Raw genomic sequence first — 10643 nt, 5'->3', positions numbered from 1 at the left:
GCTAAGTTGCAGCTAACGAACACAACACCCAAGCAAAGCCACGTAATCACTGAACTCAACCAAACCAAAATCGCCGACTGTTAGCTGTCTGCTTGAGCAATTTGTTAGTAGCAAATCTTTCGACGTTGCTGAAAACAAAACAAAAGTACGACACCCAAGGCGAAGCTAACCACATGACCAACCTTTGGAAGGTGATGTTCGCTGAAAATCAGATCTAAAGCGGACGCAGGTAAAATTGTTAAAACTAAAATAACCAGCGCTAACTTACCTCCAATCTCTCTTCTTAGGTACATGGCAGGCCCAACGGCAGCTAAAGCTAAAATTACTTGCGAACCGCCAGTCCCCAAATTCCACGGTTCAGGTACTGTGAATGTACTAGCAAAAGTGCCAACTGAGCCCGCAATAAACCAAATCGATAGAAAAATGCCAGAACCTATTTTTCGTTCAAGAATGCAGCCAAGCGTAAGCAATGAAAAAGCGTTATAGATCATATGGTATTGCTTGACGTGAATCAGCTGAGAAACAACTAAACGCCATAACTCTAGGTCTAATATGTGCTTATATGTGAAGCCACCAAAAGGCTCTAGCTCCGTAATATTGATCTTACCGAACAGCGAACCAGATATTTGAAAATTCACACCTAGAGATATAACTACTGTTGAGAAAACCAACACTAGTGTTGCGTAAGGTATACGCCTTTTTGTCACGTTTTTCTCCTTGCTACTAACGCCTTGTTAAGTAGCAGCTAACTACCACTACACTCAAACAAAGCCACCGTAATCACTAAATTCAACTCAAACCAAAATCGCCAAACGTTAGCTGTCTGCTTGAACAATTTGTTATACGATTGCTCGCGCTGTACTTTTACAGATAAAACGAATCAAGTAACCGTCTGGGTCTTTAACTATGATTTGCCTAACAACCGTCTCTGACTCGCCTGTTTGATAAGTTTCAGTTTGCAGCGGTAAGAACACGTCACTTGGTGAAACTTCCAGTGAATCAAGCCACTCTGGCGTAACTTTGAACGCTAGGTTCATGCCACGGCCAAGAGGAGCGTCAGGTTCTCCATTTACCCAAGAGTCTGGCTTTAATTGAGTGATCATGAGTTGGGTACTATTGAATGTTAAGAAGACAAATCCATCGCGTCGAAAGGCCACACTAAAACCCAACTCAGAGGTGTAGAACTCTTCGCTCAGGCCAATATTAGTTACAAGTAGTTCTGGTATTAAGTCGTTGAAGTCCATATTTGCTTCCATTCGTATAACGCCTTGCTAAGTTGCAGCTAACGAACACAACACCCAAGCAAAGCCACGTAATCACTGAACTCAACCAAACCAAAATCGCCGAACGTTAGCTGTCTGCTTGAGCAATTTGTTATATGCCGCTATACTCTGTACCTAATTACGTACATGAACAATTTGGAGTAAGAAATGGACGCTATTAGTTACACCGCAGCCAGAGCAAACCTTGCATCTACAATGCAAAAAGTCTGCAATGACCATGCCCCTGTCATCATCACACGCAAGAGCGAAGCACCTGTAGTGATGATTTCACTAGAGGACTACGAAGCAATGCAAGAAACGACATACCTTTTGCGTGCCCCTACCAACGCTCGCCGGTTACTCGAATCCGTCGCAGAACTAGAGTCTGGCAAAGGACAAGAAAAAGAGTTGCTCGAATGAAGTTAACTTTCTCAACCAATGCTTGGGAAGATTATTTGTATTGGCAAAAGACCGACAAAAAAATTCTCAAGCGAATCAATACCCTCATTAAAGATATACAGCGTGAACCATATGACGGTATAGGTAAACCTGAGCCACTAAAGCATGGCTTATCCGGTTATTGGTCTCGCCGTATCAACGATGAACATCGAATTGTTTATCGGTATCAAGATGAAACAATTCTGATAGCACAACTGAGATTTCATTACGGCACATAACGCCCTGCTAAGTGGCTGCCAACATGTCGCAAAACCTAAACAGACCACCGTAAACACGAAATTCAAACCAAAGTAAAACCGCCGAGCGTTGGCAGTCCGTCTTTAGCAGTTTGTTAGCATTTCATAACGTGCCACGTCGAACTCATACATTCGTAATCTATCAACAAATGTAAAACCACAGTTTTCATAGAAGGCTCTCAAACTCTCCCTACCACCATGGCAGTCACACCTAACCCACTCGTACCCTAATTTCTGTGCTAACCAACTAATTTCATTGATAGCTAACGCTCCTAGGCCTTGACCACAATATCTGTCGCCTATAGCGAGCTTGTGAAAAAACAGGGTTCCTTCTGTTTGCATTCCTTTCCAAAAATCATCGCAATCAAAGCTAATAAATACACACCCTACTAGCTCACTGTTATGTTCCAACAAATACAGACTATCAATCGAGTAAGATTTTCGTAACGATGCGACTTGTACTTGTTCATATGTCCACAACGGTAGGTTTCTTCTATTGCAGCGCACTACGGTTTGATTCAGGAACTCAGATGCGATTTCCCAATGTTGTTCTACCGAAGCCTTCACCAATTCCATTCGTTCTCCCAAGAATGCTAACGCCTTGCTAAGTTGCAGCTAACGACCACGACTCTCAAGCAAAGCCACCTTAATCTCTGAACTCAACGAAACCAAAATCGCCGAGCGTTAGCTGTCTGCTTGAGCAATTTGTTATACGCTACCTTCGCTTTCAACTACTAACACCCTTGCAACACCAACTGGGTGAGCTACATGCTCGGTGCCTACAGACGCATAGAAAATGTCACCGACATTTAGCAGAGTCGATTTCATAGCACCGTTTTCTTTGTAAAACATTTCTACTGAACCATCTAAGACAACAAAAACCTCTTCACCATCATTTATATGCCACTTATATGGTTGATCTGTCCAATGCAATCGAGTGGTAATGCCATTCATACATGCTATATCTTTAGCACCCCACGCTCGCTCAGCAGCAAACTCTTTGCCTCGAATTATCTCCACAACCAATCCCTTTTATCGATGAACTCAAAAAGCGTATAACGCCTTGTTAAGTAGCAGCTAACTACCACCGCACTCAAACAAAACCACCGTAATCACTAAACTCAATCAAACCAAAATCGCCGACTGTTAGCTGTCTGCTTGAACAATTTGTTAGGTGCAACACACAGCGCTATGTGAAGACTGCTTCTATCTTGTTGCCATCAAGGTCGCGGACATAAGCCGCATAATATGACGCACCGAATTCAGGCCTCAACGCAGGTTTACCCTCACAGCTCGCACCTTGCTGCAAGGCGACTTGATAAAAAGTGTCTACTGCCTCTTGGCTCGGAGCATTAAATGCTACGTGAGTACCATTTCCGCTGCTTCCATTTCCTTCTAATGGGAGTCCAACCCAAAATTCAAACTGTTCGCCATAAGACACAGCTACTTGATCGATTGTGTGACTACGGCTGATACCTAATGTCGATAGCACTGCATCATAAAAAACTGATGCATTGTCAACATCATTAGTTCCAAGTGAAATATGATTGAAAATCACTGAATGTATTCTCCGAACTTGAATGGCACCTAACGCCCTGTTAAGGTGTGAGCAACGCAATACCAAAGCTTCCGCATACCACCTTAACCACTGAAACTAACGCATAGTAAAAATGCCACGCGTTGCGAATCACTCTTAAACAGTTTGTTATACCACTACTAAAATACGACCTCTAAACTAGACAACTTGTATCTTGCCCAAGCATCCATATAGTAGTCACTGTTACTGTCCCAGAACTCTGATGGCATTTTTCTTTGGTATTTTACATTCAAAATATTGTGCTCTTTCGGCGTGACAATACAGTAGACACAGTACTTGTCGATAACATCATATACATCAGAGACTTGGGGGTTAGTTAACGATAGTAAGATGCGCACAACCTCAGCCATGGGCACAACATGCTCTTTCTCAACTTTGTCGCTATTCCGAGCTGAGATTGTCCATTGGCATTGCTCTTTTATCTTTCTTGTATCCCACTTACCTGTCCCATTTACTGCACCGACACGATACGCATACAAATTATCAACTAAATTGCGATAACAATGAGAATCATCAACTCCACCATCGACAAGAACTAGAATAGCTTTAGCAAGAGCTTCAGCTTTAACTGCATATGACATATATAGAACCGCTTCAAAAAGCCGAATCGTAAACTACTTTCTTGTATGCAGAAACTCAGTTTCTCACATAGTGGTATAAAGCCCACTTAAGCTGCAACCAACGAAAACCGAACTAACTTTGAACTCAGAAATCACTAAAGCTGACCAAGCCAAAAGTCGCTAGCGTTGGTTGTCAGTCTTGAAGTGATTGTTATAACGCATCTCTTAATGTCCTTACAATCAAGTTCCAAAAAGCTTGGTGATGTTCTATCGTGATAAATATGACAAAAGCCAGCATCGATATAAAAACTCCCTCTAGCCTAGTTTTCATCCTCCACCCCCATCTATCTTCAAGGTATTCAGGTTCTTTCCAGATTCCTTTCCAATACAAAAACTTTAAAGCCAAGTCGATTTCAATTAAGAAAAGTACCGGGTAAACCGTGAGTAACAAGAATGCTAAACTTATCTTCCACCCCTCAAAATAAAAAGCTGGAATAGACACTCCTAACATCAAACCCAACCATGCTATAGCTAGCAAAGATCCTAAATTAACTAAACTATAAATAACTCCCTTCCGCTCTCTAGGATTGGTTTCGCAGCTTCCCCAAACTATCCTGTGAAGTGCTGATAGAAAAAATGTAAAATTCAAGATTAATATAAGTGTTCTAGGCGCAACATGTTCGTTCAAGAGTTCATTTCCTAAACTTGAATAATCAACAGTTACACCTATCAACGTCAAAAAGGAATTTAAAAACTCCAGCTTACTTAAGCACCCTGACCACCAATTATAAAACCTGAAACCATACCAATTATAATAAATGCAGGTATATTTTCTCTCAATCTAGTTAGCTGTTCATCCCATATTTTTGTCAACATACTTCCCTGCGTTATAACGCCCTGCTAAGTGGCGCTGACGATTAACTGACCAAGCGCACTTAACTTCAAACCAAAACCGCCAAGCTTATGGCGTCCACTTGAGCAGTTTGTTAGTTGCCTACGCCCCTACTCTCTTATTTGCACCAAGATGCTAATTGCTTGCCGCAAACTAAATTACTACCACCAAGCCGTACTTGATAGCTGACAGAGCTGACATATTTCGAGTAATGCGAGTTGGCGCGAAAAAGGCGCCACCGAAGTCACTAAAAAACGGGTTGAGGAAGATGTCACTTTCGTTGCTGACGGACGGACACAAAAAGCAGTTCCACGACGCCTCGATTACTAAAACGAATGACTCTTTCACGCTGCCACCGGAAAGAAAGTTAAGCAGTGGGGCTTATCGCTGCATAGCTAAAGGGACAATGATTTGACCACTAAATTTCCAAGTGCAACTAACGCCTTGTTAAGTAGCAGCTAACTACCACTGTACTCAAACAAAGCCACCGTAATCACTAAACATAATCCAAACCAAAAATGCCGATTGTTAGCTGTCTGCTTGAACTATTTGTTATACGCCCTTACGACTTACCCAGATATGGTGTAAGAAACTCGCTAACTTGAACGCTACACAAACCAACCTCTACATCAATCCCCGCTTTCCTGAGAATTTCCACACCCTTACCGCTATTGCGAGGATCTGGGTCTAACATAGCAACAACCACCCGTTTGATACCAGATTTGACAAGAGTAGTTGCACACGCTGGCGTCCTACCAATAAATGAGCAAGGTTCTAGCGTTACATAGGCGGTAATACTATCCATCGCTCCATCATACGCATTGAGAGCCTGAACTTCCGCGTGATTACCACCTACTGCTTGAGTGAATCCCTCGGATACAATCTTTTCACCATCTACAAGTACGCATCCAACGGGAGGATTTGGAGTACACTCAGGTAGCGCCAATTGTGATATTTCCAACGCTCTGAGCATATAAACTTCTGACATTATTTCGTATCCATTCGACAAGGCATATAACGCCTTGTTAAGTAGCAGCTAACTACCACTACACTCAAACAAGGCCACCGTAATCACTTAACTCAATCAAACCAAAATCGCCGACTGTTAGCTGTCTGCTTGAATAATTTGTTATGCGCGTGGTTAGTCGAGCACTGGTCTGAAAAAACTACGTTCATAGCTAATGATGCAATTTGTATCTTTAGAAAATTGAAACGCAGCAATACACTCTTTATCTTTAAATGAATCAGTACGATATGTTTCGTAAGCTGCAAGACTTGGAAATGAAAACAAAGCTAAGGCCACATTATTAGCACCTTCAGAAGGTAAGAAGTAACCGTGATGCTGCCCACCAAACTTCCCTACGAGGGGGATCCACATTTTCGCGTATTCTTCAAATTCATTAACCTTGGATGGATCAATGATATATCTTAGGTAACAAGTAACCATTTATTGAACTCCTTTCATCGTTTTTCCTATTAGCGCATAACGCCTTGTTAAGTAGCAGCTAACTACCACTGCGCTCAAACAAAGCCACCGTAATCACTAAACTCAACCAAACCAAAACCGCCAAACGTTAGCTGTCTGCTTGAACAATTTGTTAGCTGCTAGCTCGGCTGCTTGGGAAAGACCTTTACATTATTTGGTATCTGATACCATTCCAGTTTTTCACTAACCCAAACATGCGCTTGAGGCTCGAAAATATCAGTTGAAGATAGATCGATTGGTTTTAGCTTTAACTTAACTGTTTCCGGTGCATCTGGGTTAAAGTGATAAATTCTGTTTCCACAACTTGGGCAGAACATCGCACAGTTCCGATTACCACTATCAGCTAAGCGCTCCCAACTGCTCAGTTGACCCGAAAACTCTATCTTAGATACATCAACAACCGCAGTGATACTAAATGGACTGGTAGATAGCTTTTGACACTCGGTACAGTGACAAGCAAAGACCATTAATGGTTTTTCATGTAATTCATAGGTAACTTGTCCGCACTGACATGCTCCTTGAAGTGGATAACCCATTTGTTTCTCCTTTGAACATGGATGGCAGCTAACGCCTTGTTAAGTAGCAGCTAACTACCACTACACTCAAACAAAACCACCGTAATCACTAAACCCAATTCAAACCAAAATCACCAACTGTTAGCTGTCTGCTTGAACAATTTGTTATGTGTGTTTTTCAAACTTTGCGATATGACGTTTATACTTTTTCTCACGCCACCACCAGATTAAGAAACTAAGAGGAAATGCACCCACTGACGCCCAGCAACCACTTACTAGTAAATCGGTAGTCTGAGTCCAGCTCCAAGCTGTATCAGATATAAATATGGAATCTATACTTCGACCTATCATTACACCCAAAATAGCAGGAACAGATGTACGAACAGCAAACTTAAAACTGCCCTTTTCTCGTTCGAATTTCCAACTAGATAATTCGTCATCTGGGTCTTTCATCATCTCCCCCATGAGATAATTACCAAAACACATAACGTCTTGTTAAGTAGCAGCTAACTACTACTGCACTCAAACAAAACCACCGTAATCACTGAACTCAACCAAACCGAAATCGCCAACTGTTAGCTGTCTGCTTGAACAATTTGTTATATGTTTGGTTACACTTTATCCGCAAAGTAAGCCATGATTTCTTCTGTAGTCATTTCCTTAGTCTCGTTGGTAAAGCAGTAATAGCTCGGGCGCATGTCGCTAAAGTATTGCATGTCCATTTTCAAACCCTCTAAGTTTGGAAATAAGCCTACAGGCATATTGTATTCACCTGTTTCTTTGAACTTGTAAAACAAATGAGTGCCACACTCTGTACAGAAACCACGAGAAGCCCAAGAAGATGACTTGTACATTTTAACTTTGTCTTCACCCTCGACTTTTACCTGAGTTCCACATTTAACGGCAAAAAATGGTGCTCCACCCCATGTTCGGCAAGACTGACAATGACATACTGTGAAATTAGGATTGATGCTTTCTGCTGTGATTTTTACAGAACCACATAGGCAGCTAGTCTCTGAATAAGACATTAAATTACTCCGAAATTGATGAAAACATATAACGCCGCGTTAAGTGGTGAGCAACGCCAACCACCCTACCTAAACCATTGTGCCATAAACACTTAACCCAAAGTAAACCGAAAATGCCATGCGTTGGGAATCCGTCTTAAACGCTTTGTTATGACGCAGATTCCTTAGGACTATCCCCGTATTCATTAGAACCAAAGTTACTATCTGTTAACGCAAAGAACAGAATTACCAGCACCCCAACTAAAGGCACCAATAACAACAAAGCCCAGTAGCCACTGCGACCAGTATCATGGATACGACGAACAGTTAACGCTAACGATGGTAAAAAAATGAATATTCCATATATTCCGCCTAAGAGACCGCCCCCGAGTTCAGGGTCATACGTACCTAGTTGATGATCTAAGAATGCAAGGACTAAGCTAATAACGAAACTAACTAGGTAGAAATACCAAAATTCTTTTCGTCTAGCACGACCTTTGAAAACTGAGTACTTTCTGATAGCACCTATGAAATATTCCATTTTTCTCTCCTTGATACTCTGGACTCAACTATGCGTCATAACGCCTTGTTAAGTAGCAGCTAACTACCACTACACTCAAACAAAGCCACCTTAATCACTAAACTGAATCCAAACCAAAACCGCCAACTGTTAGCTGTCTGCTTGAACAAATTGTTAGATTTCTTGGTGCTTAGCTCAGTGTTTTAGAAACTAATGCTGAGTCCAAATATGCTCTGACTTTTATCAGCTTGTTGCTTTCAAACTCACACACCCAACAATACCTGTTATTAAATGCACTACCTGATTTTGTTGTAGAATCTGCGACAAGTTCAACAGCAGCAACCGAACCATCAAGCAAACACGAGAGAACCTTTAGGCGTAACGGTGATTCAAGTACTTCGTTTAATTTAGCTATCGTTCCAGAGATGAAATCCGATTTGGTCGTGTACACGCCAGCGAGAGGATGAGTCCCTGTAACTTCCCAAATCACATCATCAGCAACGCTCTCGAAAAAAGCTTCAGGCCTACCACATTCGAGGTGGCTAAAAAGGTGGAGTACCCAAATTTTATCTATCATCGACAATCCTTTGAAACACCATAACTCAAATGAAATCTAACGCCCGCTTAAGTGGTGAGCAACGCAATACGATGTTTCCGCACACCACCTTAATCACTAAAATCAACGCATGGTAAAAATGCCACGCGTTGCGAATCCGTCTTGAAGCGTTTGTTAGGTTAATCGTTTTTCTGCCAATTGCCCACGCTCACCAAGCTCTCCGACATCAAACCAACCATGTTTGCGATAGAAACTAACGGCTTGCAAATTTGCAGGAATATAGCGTAGCTGTGCATATGCACATTGCTCGTTTTTGAACTGAGCACATATGAAATCCACTAGTTTTTTACCTAAACCGTTGTTACGAAATTCAGGTAACAAATACAGCAAGTTAATATAGCCAAACTTTATACCTTGCTCATCCATCAAGCCATTTCGAAATTCTATTTGACCGATGACCTCATTGTTTTTGAGAACATGATAAAAGCCAGAATTATCAAATGTACTTAGCTTTGTAAACCACGCTTTAGTTTCATCAACACTAAAACCGGCATCATTCCCAAAGCTTACTGCATTTGCATCTCGTCGAAATTGCATGCATAAATCGAGAGAATCATCCATTTCAATTTTTACGGGAATAAATTCCATTTTACACTCCGTACTTTAAGTAGATTAACCTAACGCCTTGCTAAGTTGCAGCTAACAACCGCAGCACCCAAGCAAAGCCACGTAATCACTGAACTCAACCAAACCAAAATCGCCGAGCGTTAGCTGTCTGCTTGAGCAATTTGTTATGCGACGGTTATTCGGCAAACTGTTCGAGTGCTTCTCCTGCCAAGCGATAAATTGTCCACTCGTCTTGAGGCTCCGCTCCAATTGAGTTGTAAAAATCTATAGCAGGCTTATTCCAATCAAGTACACACCACTCAAAGCGTCCACATTGACTCCTAACTGCGATTCTCGCTAAGTGTTTGAGTATGATTTTTCCCGCGCCTATGCCTCGATACTCAGGTGATACGTAAAGGTCTTCGAGGTATAAACCACGCCTACCAAGCCAAGTCGAGTAGTTATAGAAATATACCGCGAATCCGATAGGTTCACCGTTATATTCACAAATTAATGCTTTGGCTGTCGCCTCTTTGGAAAAAAGGCTAGATTCAATATCATTGATAGATGCTTTGACGTCGCTTTTTGCTTTCTCGTATTCTGCAAGTTCATTGATGAAACGTAATATAGTATGTGAATCACCAACACTTGCATTTCTAATTTCTAACTTACTCAAAGCTACTCCTTTAGCTCAATAGTCGCATAACGCCCTGCTAAGTGGCGCTAACGACTAACTTGCCAAGCGCACTTAACTTCAAACCAAAACCGCCAAGCTTATGGCGTCCACTTGAGCAGTTTGTTAGGCATATTTTACAGATATGCACCGACTACTGACATGCAGTGCTGAACCGTACTTTCTTTTTCACCGATTGGCGCGACATAATGAATTGCCGATTCAGCGTCCGTCCTACTCGACAATTTACTAATAACCCAAGCGGCCAAGTACT

The 10643-nt window shown here is 41.7% G+C and carries 18 protein-coding genes and 1 pseudogene; 2 read left to right on the top strand and 17 right to left on the bottom strand.

The features are described 5' to 3' along the window. Nucleotides 1-104: 104 nt before the first annotated feature. Nucleotides 105-707, bottom strand: coding sequence for a rhomboid family intramembrane serine protease (locus ACVA6Q_RS24450; RefSeq protein WP_446649200.1), 603 nt, complete (start codon nucleotides 705-707; stop codon nucleotides 105-107). A 132-nt stretch (nucleotides 708-839) separates the two neighbouring features. Next, entirely contained in the window at nucleotides 840-1256 is a 417-nt protein-coding gene (locus ACVA6Q_RS24445) for a hypothetical protein (RefSeq protein WP_446649199.1), read from the bottom strand. A 174-nt stretch (nucleotides 1257-1430) separates the two neighbouring features. Here ACVA6Q_RS24445 and ACVA6Q_RS24440 point away from each other — a divergent pair, with 174 nt between their 5' ends. Both ACVA6Q_RS24440 and ACVA6Q_RS24435 read left to right on the top strand, forming a co-directional pair. Continuing rightward, nucleotides 1431-1682: a type II toxin-antitoxin system Phd/YefM family antitoxin gene (locus ACVA6Q_RS24440; protein ID WP_446649198.1), complete on the top strand. Its 252-nt coding sequence runs from the start codon at nucleotides 1431-1433 to the stop codon at nucleotides 1680-1682. Beyond that, complete coding sequence (locus ACVA6Q_RS24435) at nucleotides 1679-1939, top strand: Txe/YoeB family addiction module toxin (RefSeq protein ID WP_446649197.1); 261 nt, start codon at nucleotides 1679-1681, stop codon at nucleotides 1937-1939. Before ACVA6Q_RS24440 ends, ACVA6Q_RS24435 begins: the two co-directional genes overlap by 4 nt. Before the next feature lie 102 nt (nucleotides 1940-2041). Here the strand turns inward: ACVA6Q_RS24435 and ACVA6Q_RS24430 are convergent, their stop codons facing one another. The 15 genes and pseudogenes from ACVA6Q_RS24430 to ACVA6Q_RS24360 all read right to left on the bottom strand — a co-directional run. Further along, entirely contained in the window at nucleotides 2042-2533 is a 492-nt protein-coding gene (locus tag ACVA6Q_RS24430; protein ID WP_446649196.1) for a GNAT family N-acetyltransferase, read from the bottom strand. Nucleotides 2534-2665: 132 nt separating this feature from the next. Next, entirely contained in the window at nucleotides 2666-2977 is a 312-nt protein-coding gene (locus tag ACVA6Q_RS24425; RefSeq protein WP_446649195.1) for a cupin domain-containing protein, read from the bottom strand. Between the two features lie 169 nt (nucleotides 2978-3146). Beyond that, complete coding sequence (locus tag ACVA6Q_RS24420; protein ID WP_446649194.1) at nucleotides 3147-3515, bottom strand: VOC family protein; 369 nt, start codon at nucleotides 3513-3515, stop codon at nucleotides 3147-3149. Nucleotides 3516-3673: 158 nt separating this feature from the next. Next, nucleotides 3674-4135 carry a hypothetical protein gene (locus tag ACVA6Q_RS24415; protein ID WP_446649193.1) on the bottom strand — a complete coding sequence of 154 codons (462 nt, stop codon included), beginning with the start codon at nucleotides 4133-4135 and terminating at the stop codon, nucleotides 3674-3676. A gap of 190 nt (nucleotides 4136-4325) precedes the next feature. Continuing rightward, entirely contained in the window at nucleotides 4326-4802 is a 477-nt protein-coding gene (locus tag ACVA6Q_RS24410) for a hypothetical protein (protein WP_446649192.1), read from the bottom strand. A gap of 766 nt (nucleotides 4803-5568) precedes the next feature. After that, nucleotides 5569-5994 carry a bifunctional diaminohydroxyphosphoribosylaminopyrimidine deaminase/5-amino-6-(5-phosphoribosylamino)uracil reductase RibD gene (locus ACVA6Q_RS24405; RefSeq protein ID WP_446649191.1) on the bottom strand — a complete coding sequence of 142 codons (426 nt, stop codon included), beginning with the start codon at nucleotides 5992-5994 and terminating at the stop codon, nucleotides 5569-5571. 153 nt (nucleotides 5995-6147) lie between these two features. Continuing rightward, entirely contained in the window at nucleotides 6148-6453 is a 306-nt protein-coding gene (locus tag ACVA6Q_RS24400; protein ID WP_446649190.1) for an NIPSNAP family protein, read from the bottom strand. A 158-nt stretch (nucleotides 6454-6611) separates the two neighbouring features. Continuing rightward, complete coding sequence (locus tag ACVA6Q_RS24395) at nucleotides 6612-7028, bottom strand: GFA family protein (RefSeq protein WP_009846796.1); 417 nt, start codon at nucleotides 7026-7028, stop codon at nucleotides 6612-6614. Between the two features lie 144 nt (nucleotides 7029-7172). After that, complete coding sequence (locus tag ACVA6Q_RS24390; protein ID WP_418642181.1) at nucleotides 7173-7460, bottom strand: hypothetical protein; 288 nt, start codon at nucleotides 7458-7460, stop codon at nucleotides 7173-7175. Nucleotides 7461-7618: 158 nt separating this feature from the next. After that, a complete protein-coding gene (locus ACVA6Q_RS24385) occupies nucleotides 7619-8035 on the bottom strand; it encodes a GFA family protein (protein ID WP_446649189.1) in 417 nt (138 codons plus the stop codon). A gap of 148 nt (nucleotides 8036-8183) precedes the next feature. Beyond that, the gene (locus ACVA6Q_RS24380; protein WP_446649188.1) at nucleotides 8184-8555 is read right to left on the bottom strand and encodes a DUF805 domain-containing protein; all 372 of its coding nucleotides are present in this window, start codon (nucleotides 8553-8555) and stop codon (nucleotides 8184-8186) included. Nucleotides 8556-8724: 169 nt separating this feature from the next. Then, the gene (locus ACVA6Q_RS24375; RefSeq protein ID WP_446649187.1) at nucleotides 8725-9111 is read right to left on the bottom strand and encodes a nuclear transport factor 2 family protein; all 387 of its coding nucleotides are present in this window, start codon (nucleotides 9109-9111) and stop codon (nucleotides 8725-8727) included. Between the two features lie 153 nt (nucleotides 9112-9264). After that, nucleotides 9265-9738: a GNAT family N-acetyltransferase gene (locus tag ACVA6Q_RS24370; RefSeq protein ID WP_446649186.1), complete on the bottom strand. Its 474-nt coding sequence runs from the start codon at nucleotides 9736-9738 to the stop codon at nucleotides 9265-9267. Between the two features lie 154 nt (nucleotides 9739-9892). After that, complete coding sequence (locus ACVA6Q_RS24365; protein WP_446649185.1) at nucleotides 9893-10372, bottom strand: N-acetyltransferase family protein; 480 nt, start codon at nucleotides 10370-10372, stop codon at nucleotides 9893-9895. A 134-nt stretch (nucleotides 10373-10506) separates the two neighbouring features. Then, nucleotides 10507-10643 (bottom strand): annotated as a pseudogene (locus tag ACVA6Q_RS24360) (AraC family transcriptional regulator); the annotation flags it as partial.

It is taken from the genome of Vibrio sp. DNB22_10_4 (assembly GCF_052879755.1).
This window is presented reverse-complemented; position numbering and strand designations above follow the sequence as displayed.

Bases quoted from the DNA above. Each gene is read 5' to 3' on its own strand.
- ACVA6Q_RS24430 (WP_446649196.1), bottom strand. From the start codon at position 2,533: ATGGAATTGGTGAAGGCTTCGGTAGAACAACATTGGGAAATCGCATCT.
- ACVA6Q_RS24375 (WP_446649187.1), bottom strand. From the start codon at position 9,111: ATGATAGATAAAATTTGGGTACTCCACCTTTTTAGCCACCTCGAATGT.
- ACVA6Q_RS24435 (WP_446649197.1), top strand. From the start codon at position 1,679: ATGAAGTTAACTTTCTCAACCAATGCTTGGGAAGATTATTTGTATTGG.
- ACVA6Q_RS24395 (WP_009846796.1), bottom strand. From the start codon at position 7,028: ATGGGTTATCCACTTCAAGGAGCATGTCAGTGCGGACAAGTTACCTAT.
- ACVA6Q_RS24445 (WP_446649199.1), bottom strand. From the start codon at position 1,256: ATGGAAGCAAATATGGACTTCAACGACTTAATACCAGAACTACTTGTA.
- ACVA6Q_RS24400 (WP_446649190.1), bottom strand. From the start codon at position 6,453: ATGGTTACTTGTTACCTAAGATATATCATTGATCCATCCAAGGTTAAT.
- ACVA6Q_RS24415 (WP_446649193.1), bottom strand. From the start codon at position 4,135: ATGTCATATGCAGTTAAAGCTGAAGCTCTTGCTAAAGCTATTCTAGTT.
- ACVA6Q_RS24405 (WP_446649191.1), bottom strand. From the start codon at position 5,994: ATGTCAGAAGTTTATATGCTCAGAGCGTTGGAAATATCACAATTGGCG.
- ACVA6Q_RS24390 (WP_418642181.1), bottom strand. From the start codon at position 7,460: ATGAAAGACCCAGATGACGAATTATCTAGTTGGAAATTCGAACGAGAA.
- ACVA6Q_RS24385 (WP_446649189.1), bottom strand. From the start codon at position 8,035: ATGTCTTATTCAGAGACTAGCTGCCTATGTGGTTCTGTAAAAATCACA.
- ACVA6Q_RS24370 (WP_446649186.1), bottom strand. From the start codon at position 9,738: ATGGAATTTATTCCCGTAAAAATTGAAATGGATGATTCTCTCGATTTA.
- ACVA6Q_RS24380 (WP_446649188.1), bottom strand. From the start codon at position 8,555: ATGGAATATTTCATAGGTGCTATCAGAAAGTACTCAGTTTTCAAAGGT.
- ACVA6Q_RS24440 (WP_446649198.1), top strand. From the start codon at position 1,431: ATGGACGCTATTAGTTACACCGCAGCCAGAGCAAACCTTGCATCTACA.